The organism is Nocardioides glacieisoli (assembly GCF_004137245.1).
GTDB classification, from domain to species: Bacteria; Actinomycetota; Actinomycetes; order Propionibacteriales; family Nocardioidaceae; genus Nocardioides; species Nocardioides glacieisoli.
This window is the reverse complement of the sequence record NZ_SDWS01000001.1, coordinates 291489-310083: the sequence shown is the minus strand read 5'-3', so window position 1 is coordinate 310083 and position 18595 is coordinate 291489. Positions and strand designations below refer to the sequence as shown.

Annotated in this window: 22 protein-coding genes; 1 reads left to right on the top strand and 21 read right to left on the bottom strand. The window is 71.4% G+C overall.

The features are described from left to right. Position 1: 1 nt before the first annotated feature. The 8 genes from EUA06_RS01555 to rpsB form a co-directional block, all read right to left on the bottom strand. Complete coding sequence (locus tag EUA06_RS01555) at positions 2 to 1219, bottom strand: glycosyltransferase family 4 protein (protein ID WP_129473243.1); 1218 nt, start codon at positions 1217 to 1219, stop codon at positions 2 to 4. A 97-nt stretch (positions 1220 to 1316) separates the two neighbouring features. After that, on the bottom strand, positions 1317 to 2450 hold the full coding sequence (gene rlmN, locus EUA06_RS01550) for a dual-specificity RNA methyltransferase RlmN (protein ID WP_129473242.1): 1134 nt from the start codon (positions 2448 to 2450) through the stop codon (positions 1317 to 1319). A 45-nt stretch (positions 2451 to 2495) separates the two neighbouring features. Next, on the bottom strand, positions 2496 to 2849 hold the full coding sequence (locus EUA06_RS01545; protein ID WP_242497903.1) for a hypothetical protein: 354 nt from the start codon (positions 2847 to 2849) through the stop codon (positions 2496 to 2498). Positions 2850 to 2922: 73 nt separating this feature from the next. Continuing rightward, positions 2923 to 3816 carry a phosphatidate cytidylyltransferase gene (locus EUA06_RS01540; protein WP_129473241.1) on the bottom strand — a complete coding sequence of 298 codons (894 nt, stop codon included), beginning with the start codon at positions 3814 to 3816 and terminating at the stop codon, positions 2923 to 2925. A gap of 8 nt (positions 3817 to 3824) precedes the next feature. Continuing rightward, the gene (frr, locus tag EUA06_RS01535; protein ID WP_207208191.1) at positions 3825 to 4379 is read right to left on the bottom strand and encodes a ribosome recycling factor; all 555 of its coding nucleotides are present in this window, start codon (positions 4377 to 4379) and stop codon (positions 3825 to 3827) included. 53 nt (positions 4380 to 4432) lie between these two features. After that, entirely contained in the window at positions 4433 to 5146 is a 714-nt protein-coding gene (gene pyrH, locus EUA06_RS01530) for a UMP kinase (RefSeq protein ID WP_129473239.1), read from the bottom strand. Positions 5147 to 5318: 172 nt separating this feature from the next. Then, the gene (gene tsf, locus EUA06_RS01525; protein ID WP_129473238.1) at positions 5319 to 6131 is read right to left on the bottom strand and encodes a translation elongation factor Ts; all 813 of its coding nucleotides are present in this window, start codon (positions 6129 to 6131) and stop codon (positions 5319 to 5321) included. A 96-nt stretch (positions 6132 to 6227) separates the two neighbouring features. Beyond that, a complete protein-coding gene (rpsB, locus tag EUA06_RS01520) occupies positions 6228 to 7283 on the bottom strand; it encodes a 30S ribosomal protein S2 (protein WP_129473237.1) in 1056 nt (351 codons plus the stop codon). Positions 7284 to 7721: 438 nt separating this feature from the next. Between rpsB and EUA06_RS01515 the strand changes: the two genes are divergently transcribed. Further along, positions 7722 to 8300 carry a peptidoglycan DD-metalloendopeptidase family protein gene (locus EUA06_RS01515; protein WP_129473236.1) on the top strand — a complete coding sequence of 193 codons (579 nt, stop codon included), beginning with the start codon at positions 7722 to 7724 and terminating at the stop codon, positions 8298 to 8300. Between the two features lie 20 nt (positions 8301 to 8320). On the opposite strand, the gene EUA06_RS01510 is transcribed toward EUA06_RS01515, so the two are convergent. The 13 genes from EUA06_RS01510 to EUA06_RS01450 all read right to left on the bottom strand — a co-directional run bounded on the left by EUA06_RS01510 (position 8321) and on the right by EUA06_RS01450 (position 18571). Continuing rightward, positions 8321 to 9271: a tyrosine recombinase XerC gene (locus EUA06_RS01510; RefSeq protein WP_129473235.1), complete on the bottom strand. Its 951-nt coding sequence runs from the start codon at positions 9269 to 9271 to the stop codon at positions 8321 to 8323. 28 nt (positions 9272 to 9299) lie between these two features. Continuing rightward, the gene (gene dprA / locus EUA06_RS01505) at positions 9300 to 10421 is read right to left on the bottom strand and encodes a DNA-processing protein DprA (RefSeq protein ID WP_165354215.1); all 1122 of its coding nucleotides are present in this window, start codon (positions 10419 to 10421) and stop codon (positions 9300 to 9302) included. Positions 10422 to 10480: 59 nt separating this feature from the next. Next, positions 10481 to 12085, bottom strand: coding sequence for a YifB family Mg chelatase-like AAA ATPase (locus EUA06_RS01500; RefSeq protein WP_129473233.1), 1605 nt, complete (start codon positions 12083 to 12085; stop codon positions 10481 to 10483). Then, positions 12085 to 12486 (bottom strand): YraN family protein, encoded by a 402-nt coding sequence (locus tag EUA06_RS01495; protein ID WP_129473232.1) that lies wholly within the window; start codon positions 12484 to 12486, stop codon positions 12085 to 12087. The genes EUA06_RS01500 and EUA06_RS01495 overlap by 1 nt, the downstream gene beginning before the upstream one ends. A 154-nt stretch (positions 12487 to 12640) precedes the next feature. After that, positions 12641 to 12949, bottom strand: a complete 309-nt coding sequence (locus tag EUA06_RS01490; protein WP_056602535.1) for a DUF2469 domain-containing protein — start codon at positions 12947 to 12949, stop codon at positions 12641 to 12643. Continuing rightward, positions 12946 to 13692 (bottom strand): ribonuclease HII, encoded by a 747-nt coding sequence (locus EUA06_RS01485; protein ID WP_129473231.1) that lies wholly within the window; start codon positions 13690 to 13692, stop codon positions 12946 to 12948. The genes EUA06_RS01490 and EUA06_RS01485 overlap by 4 nt, the downstream gene beginning before the upstream one ends. A gap of 11 nt (positions 13693 to 13703) precedes the next feature. Beyond that, positions 13704 to 14513 carry a signal peptidase I gene (lepB, locus tag EUA06_RS01480; RefSeq protein ID WP_129473230.1) on the bottom strand — a complete coding sequence of 270 codons (810 nt, stop codon included), beginning with the start codon at positions 14511 to 14513 and terminating at the stop codon, positions 13704 to 13706. 30 nt (positions 14514 to 14543) lie between these two features. Continuing rightward, positions 14544 to 14894 (bottom strand): 50S ribosomal protein L19, encoded by a 351-nt coding sequence (gene rplS, locus EUA06_RS01475; RefSeq protein ID WP_129473229.1) that lies wholly within the window; start codon positions 14892 to 14894, stop codon positions 14544 to 14546. A gap of 211 nt (positions 14895 to 15105) precedes the next feature. After that, positions 15106 to 16284 (bottom strand): tRNA (guanosine(37)-N1)-methyltransferase TrmD, encoded by a 1179-nt coding sequence (gene trmD / locus EUA06_RS01470; RefSeq protein ID WP_129473228.1) that lies wholly within the window; start codon positions 16282 to 16284, stop codon positions 15106 to 15108. Beyond that, positions 16281 to 16859, bottom strand: a complete 579-nt coding sequence (gene rimM / locus EUA06_RS01465) for a ribosome maturation factor RimM (RefSeq protein ID WP_242497901.1) — start codon at positions 16857 to 16859, stop codon at positions 16281 to 16283. Before rimM ends, trmD begins: the two co-directional genes overlap by 4 nt. A gap of 83 nt (positions 16860 to 16942) precedes the next feature. Then, positions 16943 to 17185, bottom strand: a complete 243-nt coding sequence (locus tag EUA06_RS01460) for an RNA-binding protein (protein WP_129473724.1) — start codon at positions 17183 to 17185, stop codon at positions 16943 to 16945. A gap of 5 nt (positions 17186 to 17190) precedes the next feature. Further along, complete coding sequence (rpsP, locus tag EUA06_RS01455) at positions 17191 to 17742, bottom strand: 30S ribosomal protein S16 (protein WP_129473227.1); 552 nt, start codon at positions 17740 to 17742, stop codon at positions 17191 to 17193. Positions 17743 to 17911: 169 nt separating this feature from the next. Further along, positions 17912 to 18571, bottom strand: coding sequence for a hypothetical protein (locus tag EUA06_RS01450; RefSeq protein ID WP_129473226.1), 660 nt, complete (start codon positions 18569 to 18571; stop codon positions 17912 to 17914). Positions 18572 to 18595: the final 24 nt, after the last annotated feature.

Genomic DNA, 18595 nt, shown 5'->3' with positions numbered 1-18595 from the left:
GTCAGCCGGCACGCCGAGGACGTACGACGGGTGCGCTGACGTCGCGGTAGTGGTCGACGAGCAGCTCGTTGACGGCCTGCCAGGTCCGCCCGCGGACGCTCTGCCGGGCAGCGACCGCCATCCGGCGCCGAAGCACCGGGTGGGTGACGAGCCGCTCGACGTGCCGGACCAGCTCGCCGGCGTCGCCGGGCTCGTAGAGGTGCCCGGCGACGGTGTCGTCGACGACGTCGATCGGCCCGCCTGACCGCGGCGCCACGACCGGCACGCCGCTGGCCAGCGCCTCCTGCGCGGACTGGCAGTAGGTCTCGTGGCGGCCGGTGTGCACGAAGACGTCGAGGGTGGCGTACGCCCGGGCGAGCTCGTCGCCGTGCAGCACACCGAGGAAGGCGGCCTCCGGGAGCAGCGCCTTCAGGCGGCCCTCCTCCGGCCCACCGCCGACCAGCACCAGCCGGACGCCGGGGAGCCGGTCGACGTGGGCGAGCAGCTCGAGCTCCTTCTCGGGCGCGAGACGGCCGACGTACCCGACGAGGAGCTCGCCGCGGGGGGCGAGCTCGCGGTGCAGCGCCTCGTCCCGGCGCCCGGGGTGGAACAGGTCCTGGTCCACTCCCCTCGGCCAGCGCGAGACATTGCCGATGCCGAGCCGGGCGAGCTGGTCGATGCTCGCCGTCGACGGCGCGAGGGTCCGGTCGACCCCGAGGTGGATCCGGCGGGTGAGCGACTCCATGGCGCGGGCACCGCCCGGGACCGCATAACGCTCGGCGAAGCCGACGAGGTCGGTCTGGTAGATCGCGACCGTCGGGATCCTCAGCGAGCGGGCCGCGCGGCCGGCCTGGATGCCGAGGGTGGCGGGCGAGGCGATGTGCACGACGTCGGGGGCGAACCGCTCCATCGTGGCGCGCAGCCGGCGGCGGGTCTCGAGGCCGATCCGGAACTCGGAGTAGAACGGCAGGCTCGCACCGCGCGCGAGGGTGACCGGGAAGCCGGCGTACGTCGACGGGCCGGTGGGGGCGACCAGCTCGGCGTCGTGCCCCTCCGCGGCGAGGTGCTCGAGCACCCGGCGCACGGAGTTGGTGACGCCGTTGACCTGGGGCAGGAACGACTCGGTGACGACCAGGACGCGGAGCGGGCGCAAGGCGTCGGGCCGAGCGGTGGCGGACGGGAGGGTGATGACGGTTGCCGGTGCGGTGCGGCTGCGACGCCGCCTCTCGAGCAGGTCCATGCCACGGACGCTAGGAAGCGATCCGCAACGGACCCCCCGCGTCAGGAAGACGACACGTGAACAGGCCCCGACGCCTGGAGCGGACCTACTCCTTGGCCTACTCCTTGGCGGCGAGCTGGCCGCAGGCGCCGTCGATCTCGCGGCCGCGGGTGTCGCGGACCGTGGTCGGGATGCCCTTGGCCTCGAGGCGCCGGACGAACTCGCGCTCGTCGGCCGGGTCGGACGCCGTCCACTTCGAGCCCTCGACCGGGTTCAGCGGGATCAGGTTCACGTGCACCCAGCCCCAGTCGCCGTACGAGCTCAGCACGTCGCCGAGCAGGTCGGCGCGGTGCGCCTGGTCGTTGATGCCGCGCATCATGGCGTACTCGATCGACACGCGCCGCTTGGTCACGCGGGCGTAGTTCCAGGCGGCCTCGACGGTCTCGGCGACCGAGAAGCGGGTGTTGATCGGGACCAGCTCGTTGCGCAGCTCGTCGTCGGGGGCGTGGAGGCTCAGCGCGAGCGTGACCGGGATGCCCTCCTCGGTCAGCTGGTTGATCCGTGGCACGAGACCCACGGTCGAGACGGTGATGCCGCGCGCGCTCATGCCCAGACCGGACGGCGACGGGTCGACGAGGCGGCGTACGGCCCCGATGACGGCCTTGTAGTTGGCCAACGGCTCGCCCATGCCCATGAAGACGACGTTGGACACGCGTCCCGGCCCGCCGGGCACCTCGCCGCGCGCCATCGACCGGGCGCCCGCGACGACCTGCTCGACGATCTCGGCGGTCGACATGTTGCGCTGGAGCCCGCCCATGCCGGTCGCGCAGAACGGGCAGGCCATGCCGCAGCCGGCCTGGCTGGAGACGCAGACCGTGGCACGGTCGGGGTAACGCATCAGGACGGACTCGACGAGCGCGCCGTCGAAGAGCTTCCACAGCGTCTTGCGGGTGGTGCCCTTGTCGGCCTCGAGCGTGCGCAGCGGCGTCATCAGGTCGGGCAGCAGGGCTGCGACCAGGTCGTCGCGCTGGCCGGCCGGGAGGTCGGTCATCTCCGCCGGGTCGTCGACGAGCCGGCCGAAGTAGTGGGTCGAGAGCTGCTTGGCCCGGAAGCCCGGCAGCCCCATCTCCTCGAGCAGCGCCTTGCGGCCGGCCTCGTCGAGGTCGGCGAGGTGGCGCGGCGGCTTCTTGCGCCCGCGCGGCTCGTCGAAGACGAGGGGCAGGGTCTTGATGGGCTCAACGGTCTCGGACATCTGACCGATCATCCCACCGCGACGGGCACCAGGGCGATTCAGCGCTCAGGCATCGACCATGAAGTAGAGCACCAGCGAGGTCACGCCCAGCACGACCAGCGCGGTCACGACCATGCCGACGAACATGAACTGCGCGAACCGGCGCGTCTTGCGCTTGACCAGCAGGAAGATCGGCAGCGCGAGGGCGAGGAGAACGAAGGGGAACAGCTGCTCGGCCGTGTCATAGCTGAACAGCAGCCGCAGGAACCCGACGAAGGCGCCCGGGAGGGCGGTGACGAAGAGCATGCCGGCGAAGAAGCCGGTGATCCCCGCGAAGGTGGGGTGGCTGGCGTGCCACCACGCGAACCGGGTGCGCTCGTGCGGCGGCGCCTTTGCTGCATCCACCTCGTGCGTCTCCACGCCTCCAGCCTAGGACGTCGCTCGCGTACGACGGTGCTGGGCACGCGGTGCGCGGGAATTCCGCCCGGGGGCCTCAGAAGACGAGGTAGTAGAGCACCAGCCAGATCGGGGCGATCGTGGCGAGGAGCGAGTCGAGCCGGTCCATCAGGCCACCGTGGCCGGGGATGACCTGGCTCATGTCCTTGATGCCGAGGTCGCGCTTGATGACCGACTCGCACAGGTCGCCGAGCGTCGCCATCACGGCGGTGATGACGCCGAGGAGCACCCCGACCCACCAGTCACCGCCGAGGAACGACGTGACCAGCCACACGCCGACCGCGATGGTGGCGAGCATCGAGCCGGCGAAGCCCTCCCAGGACTTCTTCGGCGAGATGATCGGGGCCATCGGGTGCTTGCCGAACAGGACGCCGGCGACATAGCCGCCGGTGTCGGACGCCACGGTGATGGCGATGAACGTGATCACGCCGCGCACGCCGGGGTCGTCGAGGTCGAGGCCGAAGGCCGGGGTGGTGCCACCCTCGCCGAGCAGCAGCGCCACGAAGGAGGCGAGGAACGGGACGTAGACGAGCGTGAAGACCGATGCCGTGGCGTTCTTGACGTAGCCCTCGACGCCGCGGCGCAGCAGCCACAGCATGATCACGAGGGCCGTGACGGCGGTGGCGGTGACGAGCGCCGGCGCGCCCCAGACGTAGGCGACGACGACCATCACGACGCCACCGAGCATGAGCGGCTGCTCGGGGATGTCGATGTCCTTGGCGGACAGGCCCTGGTGCAGCTCCCACACCGCGACCGCGACGGCGACGGCGACGATCCCCATGAACGCCGTCTTCCAGAAGAAGAGCGACAGCAAGATGGCGCCCACGAGCACGACCGCCGAGATCACGGCGGCACGCAGGTCGCGGCCCGCGCGCCCGTGGTCCTTCTTGATCGCCTCGGACGGCTCGATGGGCGGCTCGGAAGTCGTCATGTGCGGGCTCAGACCTCGAGCAGCTCGGCTTCCTTGTGCTTGAGCAGGTCGTCGATCTTGTCGGTGTGGGTCTTGGTCATCGCGTCGAGGCGCTTCTCGGCACCGGTGACGTCGTCCTTGCCGACCTCGCCGTCCTTCTCGAGCTTCTCCAGGCCCTGCTTGGCCGTGCGGCGGATGTTGCGCACCGAGACCCGGCCGTCCTCGGCCTTGCCCCGCGCGAGCTTGATGTACTCCTTGCGCCGCTCCTCGGTGAGCTCGGGGAACACGCAGCGGAGCACCTTGCCGTCGTTGGACGGGTTCACGCCGAGGTCGGAGTCGCGGATCGCCCGCTCGACCGCCGGCATCGCACCCTGGTCGAAGACCTGGATCAGGATCGTGCGCGCGTCCTGCGAGGTGAAGCTCGCGAGCTGCTGCAGCGGGGTCTGGGTGCCGTAGTAGTCGGCGGTGATCTTGGCGAACATCGCCGGGTTCGCACGACCGGCGCGGATCGCGGCGAACTCCTCGCGGGTGGCCTCGACGGACTTGCCCATCTTGGCGTCGGCATCGTTCATGACGTCGTTGATCACAGCGGCTCTCTCTCCTCGTACGTCTGGGTGCTGGTGCGGCGCGGCCTGCGTCAGGCCGAGGTCACCAGCGTGCCGATCTTCTCACCCCGCACCGCGCGCCCGATCGTGCCCGGCGTGGAGAGGTTGAAGAAGACCATGTCCATCTTGTTGTCGCGGGCCATCGCGATCCCCGTCGCGTCGGCGACCTTGAGGTTGCGCGCGAGGTACTCGTCGTAGGTGAGCGTGTCGAACTTCTCGGCGTCGGGGTTCGTCTTCGGGTCGGAGTCGTAGACCCCGTCGACGCCCTGCTTGCCCATCAGGATCACCTCGCAGCGGGTCTCGAGGGCGCGCTGCGCGGCGACGGTGTCGGTGGAGAAGAACGGCATGCCGGCGCCGGCGCCGAAGATCACGACGCGGCCCTTCTCCATGTGGCGGATCGCGCGGCGCGGGATGTAGGGCTCGGCGACCTGGCCCATCGTGATCGCGGTCTGCACGCGCGTCTCGACGCCGTGCTTCTCGATCAGGTCCTGCAGGGCCAGGCAGTTCATCACCGTGCCGAGCATGCCCATGTAGTCGGCGCGGGCCCGCTCCATCCCGCGCTGCTGGAGCTCGGCGCCGCGGAAGAAGTTGCCGCCGCCGACGACGATCGCGATCTGGACGCCGGACTTGGCGACCTCCGCGACCTCGCTGGCCAGTGCGTTGATGACGTCGAGGTCGAGGCCGACCTCACCACCCCCGAACACTTCACCGGAGAGCTTGAGGAGGACTCGCTTGTACGCCGTCACATCGTTCCCTTCACACACGCCACGTGGTCCCCAGAAACCTACCGGCCAGTGGGGTCAGTGGTCGAACCCGCTCCACCCGGAGGCATGCCGGCGCGCAGCAGGGACCGGAAATCGACGAGGGGCCGTACGCCCTCGGCGTACGACCCCTCGTCGGTGATCGGGTGGTGCTGCGTCAGGCGCCGACCTCGAAGCGGGCGAAGCGCTTGACGGTGGTGCCGGCGGCGTCGAGGACGGCCTTGACGGACTTCTTCGACTCGGTGACCGACTCCTGCTCGAGCAGGACGATCTCCTTGTAGAAGCCACCGAGGCGACCCTCGACGATCTTGGCGATCGCCTGCTCGGGCTTGCCCTCCTCGCGGGTCTTCTGCTCGGCGATGGAGCGCTCGGACTCGACGACGTCGGCCGGGACCTCGTCGCGGGTGAGGTACTGCGCCTTCATCGCGGCGATCTGCATCGCGGCGGCGCGGGCAGCGGCCTCGTCACCCTCGAACTCCACGAGCACGCCGACGGCGGGCGGGAGGTCGGCGGCACGCTTGTGCATGTAGGTGACCGTGGTGCCCTCGAAGTAGGCGACCTCGCCCAGCTCGATCTTCTCGCCGATGGTGATGGCCAGGTCCTGGACGACCTCGCCGACGGTCTTGCCGTCCAGCTCGGCGGCCTTGAGGGCCTCGGTGTCGGTCGCCTTGACCTCGTTGGCCTTGTCGGCGATCTGCTGCGCCTTGGCGATGAAGTCCTCGTTCTTGGCGACGAAGTCGGTCTCGCTCTTGAGCTCGACCAGCGCGTTGCCGGAGGTGGCGACCAGACCGGCGACGGCCTCACGCTCGGCGCCGCGGGCGGCAGCCTTCGCGGCACCCTTCACGCGGAGCAGCTCGACGGCCTTGTCGAAGTCGCCGTCGGCCTCGGTGAGCGCCTTCTTGCAGTCCATCATCCCGGCCTGGGTCAGCTCGCGGAGCTTCTTGACGTCGGCGGCGGTGAAGTCAGCCATGGGTCCTTCTTCCTCGAAATCCAGATCAGTTCAGGGGGTCGTGCGGGGACGAGCGAAGGCCGGCCACGGGGTCTCCCCCGCGGCCGGCGTCCGTCATCAGTCCTTCTCGGTTGCAGCCTTCTCGGCCGGCTCGGCCTCGGCGGCAGCCTCGGTCTCGGCGGGAGCCTCGGCGGCAGCCTCGGTCTCGGCGGGAGCCTCGGTCGCAGCCTCGGTCTCGGCGGGGGCCTCGGTCGCAGCCTCGGTCTCGGCGGGAGCCTCGGTCGCAGCGTCGGCGGCGGCCTCGGCCTGCGGGGCCTCGGCAGCGGCGCCGGTCGCCTCGGAGGCGGGGGCCTCGGTGGCGGCGTCGCCACCGGTCGCGGCGACAGCGGTGTTCTCGGCGTCACCCTGCAGGAGCTCGCGCTCCCACTCGGCCAAGGGCTCCTCGGCGCCGACGGACTCGGCACCGTCGGTGGCCTTGGCGCCCGAGCGGGCCACGAGGCCCTCGGCGACGGCGTCGGCGACCACGCGGGTCAGCAGGCCGACCGCACGGATGGCGTCGTCGTTGCCCGGGATCGGGAAGTCGACGAGGTCGGGGTCGCAGTTGGAGTCCAGGATGCCGATGATCGGGATCCGGAGCTTGCGGGCCTCCTCGACAGCGAGGTGCTCCTTGTTGGTGTCGACGATCCACACCGCGGAGGGGACCTTCGTCATCTCGCGGATGCCGCCGAGCGTCTTCTCGAGCTTGGTGTGCTCCCGCCGCATCTGCAGGAGCTCCTTCTTCGTGCGACCCGAACCGGCCACCGTGTCGAAGTCGACGTCGTCGAGCTCCTTGAGGCGGTTGATCCGCTGGTGCACGGTCTGGAAGTTGGTGAGCATGCCGCCGAGCCAGCGCTGGTTGACGTAGGGCATCCCGACGCGCGTCGCCTGCTCGGCGATGGCCTCCTGGGCCTGCTTCTTGGTGCCGACGAACATCACGACACCGCCCTTGGCGACGGTCTCCTTGACGAAGGCGTAGGAGCGGTCGATGTAGGCGAGCGACTGCTGCAGGTCGATGATGTAGATGCCGTTGCGCTCGGTCATGATGAAGCGCTTCATCTTCGGGTTCCAGCGACGGGTCTGGTGACCGAAGTGGACGCCGCTCTCGAGCAGCTGGCGCATGGTGACGACTGCCATGGGTTCTCCTGTGATGACGGAGGCGCTCACCGAACGGTGCCCGGCCTTGAAGCAGGCCGGACCGGGAGCGTGACTCCTGTGTGGTTTTCAGTTGCTGCACGCGGCGGGTGCCGGGTGCCCTGACGCTCACACGCCGGTCCGACCCGCACCCACTCCGATGGACCTGGAGCTGGCGCGGAACTGAGGGCCGACGTCCACGGGTGGCTCGGAACCAGGGATGCATTCCGACGCGGGCTGCGAACGTGCGAAGTCAGTCCATGAGGACTGCTTCGGACATCGTAGGCCAGCGCCCCGCCCAGGGCGAATCGCTGCGCACGCTCAGGACGCGCGTGGCCGGAGGGTCCAGGAACCGTCCACAACCGATCCGTACGAGGGCTTCTCCACAGGCGTCACGAGCGTACGTCGCCCGCGCGGCACACCCGGGCCGACCATCGGCAGGTGCGGATCCTCGTGAGCGTCCTGGTTGCCCTCCTCCTCGGTGCGGCCTCCCCCGCTGCTGCGGTCGGCGAGGAGCCCGTCGGCGTGTGGCCGCTGGCCCCCGAGCCGGACGTCGTACGCCCCTTCGAGCCGCCACCCTCCCCCTACGCGGCCGGGCACCGCGGCGTGGACCTGGCGGGGGCTCCCGGCCAGGCAGTGCTGGCCTCCCTGCCCGGGACCGTCGGCTTCGCCGGGTCGATCGGCGGCAAGCCGGTGGTGACCGTGGTGCACGGCGGGCAGCGGACGACGTACGAGCCGGTCGTGGCCTCGGTGGCCGCCGGCGACGTCGTCGCCGCCGGTCAGGTGCTGGGCCGGCTCACGGTCACCGACGGCCACTGCTTCCCGGCGGCCTGCCTCCACTGGGGGCTCATCAAGGGCACCGGGGACGGCCAGGTCTACCTCGACCCGCTGTCGCTGGTGGGCGGTGGACCCGTGCGGCTGCTGCCGCTGTGGCGGGAGGAGCCGGCGCTCCTCGGCGGCGGAGGCGACTGGACTCCCCCGCTCGAGCGCTGGAGGCGGCCGCTCGACTGGTTGGTCTGATCACGTCTCGATACGAGCCGCTAGGCGCGGGGGTGGGCCTGCTGGTAGGCCCGGCGCAGCCGGTCGGTCGTCACGTGGGTGTAGAGCTGCGTCGTGGCGAGCGAGGCGTGGCCGAGGAGCTCCTGGACCGAGCGCAGGTCGGCGCCGCCCTCGAGCAGGTGGGTGGCCGCGGTGTGCCGGAGGCCGTGGGGTCCGATGTCGGGTGCGCCCGGGACGTCGGCGATCCGCTTGTGGACCAGCTCGCGCACGGCCCGCTGGTCGATCCGTCGGCCCCGGACGCCGAGGAAGAGCGCAGCGCCCGAGCCTTCGATCCGCAGCGCCGGTCGACCTGCCCTCAGCCAGCGGTCGACCGCCCGCCCGGCGGGGGTGCCGTAGGGCACCGAGCGCTCCTTGCGTCCCTTGCCGAACACCCGGACGACCCGGCGCTCGTCGTCGACGTCGTCGATGTCGAGGCCGACCAGCTCGCCCACCCGGATGCCGGTGGCGTAGAGCAGCTCGAGCATCGCCACGTCGCGGATCCCGACAGGGGTGTCGTCGTCGGCCAGGTCGGCGGCGGACCGGATCAGCGCCTCGGCCTCGTCGGCCCGCAGCACCGGCGGCAGGGTCTTGTGCTTCTTCGGCGAGCCCAGCGCCGCTCCCGGGTCGGTCGGCACCCGCCCGGTGCGGTGCAGCCACGCCGTGAACACCCGAGCCGCGGTGGCGCGCCGCGCGATCGTCGTCCGGCTCCGGCCGGAGGTCTGCAGCCTGGCCAGCCAGCTCCGGAGCGTACGGAGGTCGAGGTCGGCGAGGTCGTCGATGGCGAGACGGCCGCAGTGGTCGAGCAGGCTCGAGATGTCGCCGAGGTAGGCCCGGACCGTGTGCGGGGCGAGGTCGCGCTCCGACACGAGGTGGCGCTCGTAGTCGCCGAGCAGCCGCGCGAAGGCCTCGGGCAGACCGGGGACCGCCGCCTGGGTCCCGTCCGTCGCGCTCATGCTCGAAGACTAGGCGCGCGAGCGTCCCTCATCCGTCAGGCACGAGCCGCCATCCTCCCTCCTCGAGCCGGACGAAGTCCTTGGCCTGCAGCCGCCGCAGCGCGCCGACCGTGTCGCGGACGTGGAGCGAGGAGCTGCGCGCGATGGAGTCCACCTCAGCGGGGGTGCTGACGGGCACGAACTCCAGCACCTGCTGCTCGACACGCGTGAGTGCGTCGCGTGGCCGCTCCTCTCCGCGTGGCTCCTCGACGAGGTGGTCGCCTGCGCGGCCGATGAGCTCGAGCACTTCCGCTCCGTGGGTGACGACCGTGCCTCGACCCTGTCGGAGCCAGTTGTTGACGCCCTGCGAGGTGTAGCTGGTGACCGGCCCGGGCACGCACATCACGTGCCGGCTGAGCTTCTCCGCCCACCCGGCCGTGTTGAGTGCACCGCTGCGCAGCGCCGCCTCGACCAGGACGGTGCCGCGAGTCAGCGCGGCGATCAGGCGGTTGCGCGCCAGGAACCGCAGCCGGGTCGGTGCGGAGCCCGGCGGCTGCTCGGATGCGACGGCGAACTCGGCCGCGAGGTGCTGCAGCAGGAGCCGGTGCTGGGCGGGATAGACCCGGTCCACCCCGCAGGCCAGGACGGCCGCTGTCGCCCCACCGGCCAGCAGGCTCGCGTCGTGGGCGACGTAGTCGATGCCGAGGGCACCGCCGGACACCACCGGCACGCCCGCGACGGCCAGGTGGTCGCAGATGGCCCGGGTCATCTCGACGCCGTAGACGGATGCGGCGCGCGAGCCGACGACGGCGACCGAGGTGTCGAGCTCTGTCAGCGGCATCGGCCCTTTCACCCAGAGCCCCGGAGGTGTGCCGCCGAAGCGCTCGTCCCCCATCGCGTCGTCGAGCTGGTCCAGCGCGGTGGGCCATTCGGGGTCGCCGGGGACGAGGAAGCGGATGCCACACCGCTCGGCCTGGTCGAGCTGCCGCTCGGGGTCGACCTCGGCCACGCGCTCGTGGAGCTGGCTGCCGGGCTTCGGCACGCGGGACTGCTCCAGCGCCCGCAGGGCACCGAGCTGGCCGATGAGGGCCGAGGTCGTGCCGTCGCCTGGCTCGACGGCGCAGCTCAACGTCACCCGGGCCAGCCGCTCGGCCTCAGGAACCGCACTCATCACGAGTTCCTCGCGGCGTTGTCCGGAGGAGCACGGCGGAGGAGAAGAACGCGGGGTGTTCATGACGCCGCCACTGCGGCCAGGCGGGCCGGCAGGCTGCGAGCGGCGTCGTCGGACCGGAGCGTCAGCGCGATCGACGCCTCCTCGGCCCCGGGCCGCTCGACCCCGGCACAGTCGGCGACGGTCCAGGCAAGGCGCTGGACCCGGGTCAGTCCGCGGCGGGTCAGCGTGCCGGCAGTCAGCTCCGCGTCGATCAGCCGCTGTCCCTCGGGTTCCAGCGGCCAGCGTTCGGCGAGGACCGGCCCCGGGCAGGAGGAGTTGAGCAGCCAGGCACGGTCGCGGTAGCGGTGGGCCTGTCGTTGGCGCGCCTCGGTGACGCGTGCCCGGACCTCGGCCGAGGACTCCGGCTGGGGACCCCACCCGCTCGACGGGCGCCGGCCCTGGGGTCGTACTTCCATCCAGATGTCGACGCGGTCGAGGATCGGGCCGGACAGCTTGCGGCGGTAGTGGGCCCGCTGGACCTCCGTGCAGTCGCACGACCCACCGGTGGAGCCGTGGAAGTTGCCGCACGGACAGGGGTTGGCCGCGAGCACGACGAGGGAGCGGGCCGGGTAGGTGGCGGAGTCCTCGCCCCGGGCGATGGTCACCTCGCCCGACTCGAGCGGTTGCCGCATCGCCTCGATCACGTCGGAGCGGAAGTGGGGGAACTCGTCGAGGAAGAGCACGCCGTGATGGGCCAGGCTCACCTGGCCCGGGCGCACCTTCCCCGTACCGCCGCCGAGCACGCTCGCGGCGCTCGCGGAGTGGTGCGGCGCGAACCACGGTGGACGCCGCAGGAGCCCTGAACCATCGGGAAGGACGCCGGTGACGGAGTGCAGCGCGGTGACCTCGAGCGACTGCTCGATCGTGAGGTCGGGGAGGATCGACGGGATCCGCTCGGCGATCGACGTCTTCCCGGTGCCACGCGGCCCGACGAGCATCAGCGGGTGTGCGCCGGCGGCGGCCACCTCCACGGCGTAGCGGACGTCCTCGAGCCCGTCGAGGTCGGCCAGGTCGACGTCATCCAGCCGCCCCTCGCCGCTCCAGGTGCCCAGGGACGTGGCTGACGCGGCGACCACCGGAGGTGCCTCGGGCACCTCGGCCCCGCGCAGCACCGCGGACACCTGCGCCAGCGAGCGGACCCCGAACACCGTCATCGCGGGGACGAGCGCGGCCTCGGCCGCCTGCGGCTCCGGGACGAACACCCGCGTGATGCCGTGGGCGGCCGCGGCGATCACCATCGGCAGCACACCCGGCACCGGGCGGAGCGCCCCGGAGACGGACAGCTCGCCGATGAAGGCCCAGCCGTCGAGCAGGTCGGGCGTGAGCTCCTTCTGCTGCTTGTCGGCGGCCAGCACTGCGATCGCGATGGCCAGGTCGTAGTGGGTGCCGGTCTTGGGGAGATCGGCAGGAGCGAGCAGGATCGTCACCCGCTTGGTGGCCGGCCAGCGGCCACAGTCGTTGTTGATCGCCATCCGCACCCTGTCGCGCGCCTCGGACAGGCTCTTGTCCACCCGTCCGACGAGCGTCGTGGTCACCAGCCCGGGCGAGATGTCGACCTGGACGTCGATCACGTGCCCGACGGCCCCGCGCAGGGCGAGGGAGCGTGCCGTCGCGAATGCCATCAGCCGACCCCCTCGACGTGCTCGACCTCGACCGGGCGCCCCGGGGGCGCCAGGACGCCCACCAGGTCGACCCTGATGTCGTCGGGATGGCAGTCGTGGCAGCGCAGCCAGCGGGCGCCCAACCGCCGCAACCGGTCTGCCTTGCGCTGGTCGACCGCCTCGAGCGGATCGCCGTAGTCCGTCGACGTGCGGGTCTTCACCTCGCAGATGACCAGGACGTTGCCGTCGCGGAGGACCAGGTCGATCTCGCCGGCGTCGCACCGCCAGTTGCGGTCGACGAGCTCCATGCCACGGCTCACGAGGTGGCGGGCGGCGATCGTCTCGCCGCGCTCGCCGAGGAGTCGGTTGTGCTCCGCGAGCGGGTCGCGCGTGAAGGGTGAAGCGGCAGCGGGTCGAGCCATCGTGGGTGCCTTCCGGTCGGTGCGGGAGGCACCAGCAGACCGTGGCGCACCGACGCCGGACCGCTGCCCGGCGCGCACCCTGTGGAAGACGGCCGGATCGGACCGCCTGTGGACGGTTGGTGGCGCAGGGAGTCCGACAGCGGAGTGAACCCCGTCAGTCCTTGGGCGGGTCGATCTCCCGGGGCGCGAGCTCCTCGACGTTGACGTCCTTGAAGGTCAGCACCTTGACGTTCTTGGCGAAGCGGGCCGGGCGGTACATGTCCCAGACCCAGGCGTCGGTCATCGAGACCTCGAAGAAGACGTCACCGCTCTCCGAGCGCGCCTTCACGTCGACCTGGTTGCACAGGTAGAAGCGGCGGTCGGTCTCGACGACGTACTTGAAGATGCCGACGACGTCGCGGTACTCCCGATAGAGGGTGAGCTCCATCTCGGTCTCGTACTTCTCGAGATCCTCCGCGCTCATGCGCCCTCCTCCGTCGACTCGTCCCCGGCCCCATCGCTGACCCTAGTGGCCGCGTCCTCGGCCAACGGCTCGAGCCCCGCGGCGCGTCGCACGTTGACGAAGCGCATCCGGTGCTCGGGGCACGGGCCGTGCTCGGCGAGCGCCGCGTCGTGGTCGGAGGTGCAGTAGCCCTTGTGGACCCGGAAGCCGTAGTGCGGCCACGTCCCGTCCATCTCGACCATCAGCCGGTCGCGCGTCACCTTCGCGAGGACGGACGCCGCAGCGATGCACGCAGCCACGCGGTCGCCCTTCCACACCGCCAGCCCGGGGACGCCGAGGCCGTCGACGGGGAACCCGTCCGTGAGGACGTACGACGGACGCGTCCCGAGGCGGGCCACCGCCCGTCGCAGCGCCTCGAGGTTGGCGACGTGCATCCCGAGCCGGTCGCACTCGTCCGAGTCGATCACCACCACCGACCACGCGAGCGCGCGCCGGACGACCTGGGCGTATACGCGCTCGCGGGCAGCCTCGGTCAGCAGCTTGCTGTCGGCCAGGCCCGGCACGATCCCCGCCTTGCCGGCCGGGAGCACGACGGCGCCCGCCACGAGCGGTCCGGCGCAGGCGCCCCGGCCGGCCTCGTCCACCCCGGCGATCGGGTCGAGGCCCGCGCGGCGCAGGGCTCGCTCGTAGCCGTAGAGCCCGGCGTCACGGCGTACGGTCACGCTCCCCTGCGCGGGAACGGGAAGCGGCGAGGGGGCCGTCATCGTCGGTCCGCTCACGAGGACGGGTCCGGCACGTCCTCGAACGTGGCCGGACGCGTGTTCCAGCGGAAGCGGTCGGCGGGCCAGAGCAGCACGAAGACCTTGCCGACGACCAGGTCGACCGGCACGAACTCGTCGCCCGGCACGCACTCGGTCTCGTCGGGGCGGCACATCTTCTGCGAGGAGTCGGCGGAGCGGGAGCGGTTGTCGCCCATCACGAAGATGTGGCCCTCGGGGATCGGCCCGACCGTCCACTTCTCGTCGCACTTGCCGCCGGTCGGCATCGGGCCGTTGCACTTGGCATCGATGCGCTTGACGTACGCCGACTCGTTGAGCGGCTTCCCGTTGACGATGAGGCGTCCCCTGTCGTCGCAGCACTCGATGGTGTCGCCGGCGACGCCGATGACGCGCTTCACGAGGTGGCCGCCGGTCGGGTAGAGCCCGATCTTGGCCATCACCTGCGCGACCGGGTTGCTCGGTCCGGCGCTCTCGTTGGGGGGCAGCCAGCCGCCCGGGTCCTTGAAGACGACGACGTCGCCGCGCTCGGGCTCGTCGTCGCCCCAGTAGGAGACCTTCTGGATCAGGATCCGGTCGTTGAGGATCAGTCCCGGCTCCATCGACTCCGACGGGATGTAGAACGCCTGGACGAAGAAGGTCTTGATGACGATCGCCAGGACGAGCGCGACCCCGAGGAGCAGGATCGTCTCCTGCCACAGCGGCAGCTGCTTGCGCTTCTGGCGCGGGCCCGCCTCGTCCTCCGAACGCAACGACCGCGGTCCCTCGTCCGTGGAGATGGACGAGGAACCGCGGTCGTCAGAAGTCACGCGCAGAGACTAACCAGTCCCTGGTCGGGATCACGCCTCGCGGCGCTCCTTGATCTTGGCAGCCTTGCCGCGCAGGTTGCGCAGGTAGTAGAGCTTCGCGCGTCGGACGTCACCGCGGGTCACGACCTCGATCGTCTCGAAGATCGGGGAGTTGATCGGGAACGTGCGCTCGACACCGACGCCGAAGGAGACCTTGCGGACGGTGAAGGTGCGGCCGATGCCGGAGCCGTGGATGCGGATCACGACGCCCTGGAACACCTGGACACGCGAGCGGCTGCCCTCGATGACCTTGACGTGGACCTTGACGGTGTCGCCGGCGCGGAAGGCCGGGACGTCGTCGCGCTTGAGGGAGTTGCCGAGATCGGCGATGACGTTGGTCATGAATGCTCCTCGCGAGTGCCACAGGTCAGCTCGCGGAATCGGTGGTGATGGGGTGTTCGGGGCTGGTGCTCGGTGCGGCCGTGCCGGTGCGCCCCCTGTGGCAGGTGCGGTGCGGCGGACCCCGGGGCGGTGCACCACGCGGTGGGCGTGGGTGCGTCCGGGCGACCCTGGCCTCGAGCGGACCAGTGCAGAAGTCTGCCAGAGGCAGGGGTCAGCGTGAAATCCGCCGATCCGCCCTCTTCGTCATGACCACCGCGCCCGGCGGTGCCTTCCGGTCCGGGCGCAGCCGGAAGCCCGCCTTCTTGTACATCCGCTGGTTGTCGGCCGAGCCCTGCCCGGTGAAGAGGACGTAGGTCTCGACCTCCTCAGGCGCGAGCTCCTGGACCAGCTCGAGCAGGGCCCGGCCGAGGCCGCGGCCCTGCAGGTCGGGGGCGACCATGACCCGGCCGATGTCCCACTCGCCGTGGGAGTCGACCTTGCCGCGCACGGCGCCGACCAGCCGGCCGGAGGACGGCTCGCGGACGACGCGCACCACCCACCCGTCCAGCCCACGGCGTACGTCGTCGAGAGACTCGCGCAGCGCCGGGATCTCCACGCCCGGGTTGGCCTCCAGCTCCTGGAGCCAGCACGCCCGCTGGAGGGTGAAGAGCTCGCCGGCGTCGGCGGGCACGGCAGGGCGTACGTCGAGGTCGGCGAGGCCGCCGATCGCGCCGGTCGCCGGGAGGAGGTCGGGCCGCCGCTCCGCCGTGCGCCGCTGGGCCTGCTCGTGCCGCCAGCGCGCGATCCTGGCGTGGTCGCCGGAGAGCAGGACGTCGGGGACGTCGCGGCCCTCCCACGACGCGGGCTTGGTGTAGACGGGGTACTCGAGGAGGCCGTCGGCGTGCGACTCCTCGACGAGCGACTCGGCGTTGCCCATGAACCCGGGCAGCAGGCGTACGACCGCCTCGGTGATCGCCAGGGCGGCGACCTCGCCACCGTTGAGGACGTAGTCGCCGAGGCTGATCTCCCGGACGGTGCCGATCGTCGCGGCGTGCTCGACGACCCGCTGGTCGATGCCCTCGTAGCGACCGCAGGCGAAGACGAGGTGCTCGTGGCCGCTGAGCTCGTGGGCGAGGGCCTGGGTGAACGGCTCGCCGCTGGGCGTCGTGAAGACGATCGTCGCGCCCTGCGCCACCTCGTCGAGCGCCCGACCCCACGGCTCGGGCTTCATGACCATCCCGGCGCCACCGCCGTAGGGCGTGTCGTCGACGGTGTGGTGGCGGTCGGTCGTCCACCGCCGGAGGTCGTGGACGGCGAGGTCGAGCAGGCCCTTGTCGCGCGCCTTGCCGGGGAGGCTGAGCTCCAGCGGAGCGAGGTAGTCGGGGAAGATCGTGACGACGTCGATCCTCACGGGTCGCCGCCGTCGTCCTCGTCCGGGAAGGGCGTCACGAGGCCCGGCCGGTCGGCGACGACCAGCCGGCCGGCGGCGAGGTCGACCTCGGGGACGAGGGCCGACACGAACGGCACGAGGGCGTCGCGGCCGTCGGCGGTGCGGACGGTCAGCAGGTCCTGGGCCGAGCCGTGGACGACGGCCTTCACCTCGCCGAGCAGCGTGCCGTCGAGGTCCACGACCGCCAGACCGACGAGCTGGTGGTCGTAGTACTCCTCGGGGTCGTCGGGGACCTCGTCGTGGCCGATCGTCGCGTGGAGGACCGTGCCGCGCACGGCCTCGGCGGCGTTGCGGTCCTCGAGCTCCTCGAAGGTGACGAGCAACGTGCTCTGGTGCCAGCGGGCGCGGGCGACGGTGAGCGAGGTGGGGCGCCGGTCGGCGCCCGCCGGGGCCTCGGCACGGAACGTCGTGCCCGGGGCGAAGCGCCGCTCCGGCTCGTCGGTGCGTACGTCGAGGGTGACCTCGCCGCGGATGCCGTGGGGCTTGCCGATCCGGCCGACCACGACCTCGATGCCAGCCGGTTCACCTGTGCTCACGGGGCGAGGCTATCGGCCCCGAAATGCAGCGACGGGCGCCACCCCGGTGGGGTGGCGCCCGTCGATCAGGCTGTGCTGAAGGATCAGCGGCGGCGATCGGTGTCCACGAAGTCCACCCGCGCACCACCACGGCCGGCGAGGGCCGAGACGACGGTGCGGAAGGCGGTCGCGGTGCGGCCGTTGCGGCCGATCACCTTGCCGAGGTCGTCGGGGTGCACCCGGACCTCGAGGATCGAGCCGCGACGCATCTGCTTGTCGCGGACCACGACGTCGTCGGGGTGGTCGACGATGCCACGCACCAGGTGCTCGAGAGCCTCGGCCAGCACGTCGCTCACGCCTCGCTCTTGCCGGCGTCCTCGGCGGTCACGGTCTCCTCGGCCTCAGCAGCGTCGGCAGCACCCTCGGGGGTCTCGGACGCGGGAACCTCGGCCGGAGCCTCGGTCGCGGCCGGGGCCTCGGCGGGGGCAGCCTCGGCGGCCGGCTCCTCGGTCTTCTTCTCGGCCTTCTTCTTGGCGGTCGTCGCGGCGCCCTTGGGCTCGGCGGCGGCCTCCTTGAGGGCCTCGTTGAAGATGTCGAGCTTGGAGCGCTTGGGCTCCTTGACCTTCAGGGTGCCCTCGGTGCCGGGGAGACCCTTGAAGGTCTGCCAGTCACCGGTGACCTTGAGGATGGCCTCGACGGCCTCGGACGGCTGCGCGCCGACGCCGAGCCAGTACTGCGCCCGGTCGGAGGTCACCTCGATGAACGAGGGCTCCTCCTTGGGGTGGTACTTGCCGATCTCCTCGAGCACCTTGCCGTCGCGCTTCTTGCGCGAGTCGACGACGACGATGCGGTACTGCGGCACCCGGATCTTGCCCAGGCGCTTCAAACGAATCTTGACGGCCACGTTTGTGGTGTCTCCTCAGGAATTGTCGTGGGTGAGCGACCCTCGCCAGGTGGGGTACCGGGTCTGGTTGCTCGATGGGCGCTGCACGATCGGATGAGAGGGTCCGGGCGCGCAGGACACGAGGACGGATTCTGCCAGACGTACGCCGTGGGCGACCAATCGCCCGGCGTCACGTCCCCGTCGCGGCCCGGCACACGAAGTCGAAGAAGTCCTGCTCGGGCAGCACGACGTCCAGCGGCGCGTCCTCGTAGCGCGTGGGTACGCCGTCCCGGAAGACCTGGCCCGTGAACGTCCCAGCCTCCCCGGGAGGCTCGACGAGAGTGCCCACCGCACGGAAGATCGAGGGCCTGCCCAGGGTGCGGATGTCCCAGATCGTTCCGGTCGTGACGATGGTGAAGGTGCTGTCGTCGCCGGGCACCGCGTACGTCTCGGCGAAGCGGGTGCGGGACTCGATGGTGCCGGTGGCGGGACCGCCGGGCGACGTGCTCAGCTGGTCGACGTCGTCCGTGCGGAAGGTCCGGTAGTAGCCGAGGTAGTCCTGGTCGTAGTAGCGCGTGGTGTAGCGGTCCGAGACGTACCTCCCGTGCAGCGGCACGTGGCACGGGAGGTCCAGGGGCGCCCACCCGGTGTCGATGTGACGATCACCCGTGCAGACCGGACCGGTCGGCCTCTCCCGGCACGTGAAGGCGAAGGACGAGTCCAGGGTCGTGGGCACCAGCAGCGACTCGTCGACCTCACCCGGAGGATCTCCGACCGCCGGTGCCGCGAGCAGGACAGCTGCGGCGCTCAGCGCGGTCCCCGCAGCAGCAAGTCGATGAAGGATGGACATGGCGTCTCCTCGGTGGGTGGGCGG

Excerpts from the sequence above, each read along its gene's own strand:
- EUA06_RS01555 (WP_129473243.1), bottom strand. The coding sequence starts at position 1,219 with ATGGACCTGCTCGAGAGGCGGCGTCGCAGCCGCACCGCACCGGCAACC.
- rlmN (WP_129473242.1), bottom strand. The coding sequence starts at position 2,450 with ATGTCCGAGACCGTTGAGCCCATCAAGACCCTGCCCCTCGTCTTCGAC.
- EUA06_RS01540 (WP_129473241.1), bottom strand. The coding sequence starts at position 3,816 with ATGACGACTTCCGAGCCGCCCATCGAGCCGTCCGAGGCGATCAAGAAG.
- tsf (WP_129473238.1), bottom strand. The coding sequence starts at position 6,131 with ATGGCTGACTTCACCGCCGCCGACGTCAAGAAGCTCCGCGAGCTGACC.
- rpsB (WP_129473237.1), bottom strand. The coding sequence starts at position 7,283 with ATGGCAGTCGTCACCATGCGCCAGCTGCTCGAGAGCGGCGTCCACTTC.
- EUA06_RS01510 (WP_129473235.1), bottom strand. The coding sequence starts at position 9,271 with ATGAGCGCGACGGACGGGACCCAGGCGGCGGTCCCCGGTCTGCCCGAG.
- dprA (WP_165354215.1), bottom strand. The coding sequence starts at position 10,421 with ATGAGTGCGGTTCCTGAGGCCGAGCGGCTGGCCCGGGTGACGTTGAGC.
- EUA06_RS01500 (WP_129473233.1), bottom strand. The coding sequence starts at position 12,085 with ATGGCATTCGCGACGGCACGCTCCCTCGCCCTGCGCGGGGCCGTCGGG.
- EUA06_RS01495 (WP_129473232.1), bottom strand. The coding sequence starts at position 12,486 with ATGGCTCGACCCGCTGCCGCTTCACCCTTCACGCGCGACCCGCTCGCG.
- EUA06_RS01490 (WP_056602535.1), bottom strand. The coding sequence starts at position 12,949 with ATGAGCGCGGAGGATCTCGAGAAGTACGAGACCGAGATGGAGCTCACC.
- EUA06_RS01485 (WP_129473231.1), bottom strand. The coding sequence starts at position 13,692 with ATGACGGCCCCCTCGCCGCTTCCCGTTCCCGCGCAGGGGAGCGTGACC.
- rplS (WP_129473229.1), bottom strand. The coding sequence starts at position 14,894 with ATGACCAACGTCATCGCCGATCTCGGCAACTCCCTCAAGCGCGACGAC.
- EUA06_RS01450 (WP_129473226.1), bottom strand. The coding sequence starts at position 18,571 with ATGTCCATCCTTCATCGACTTGCTGCTGCGGGGACCGCGCTGAGCGCC.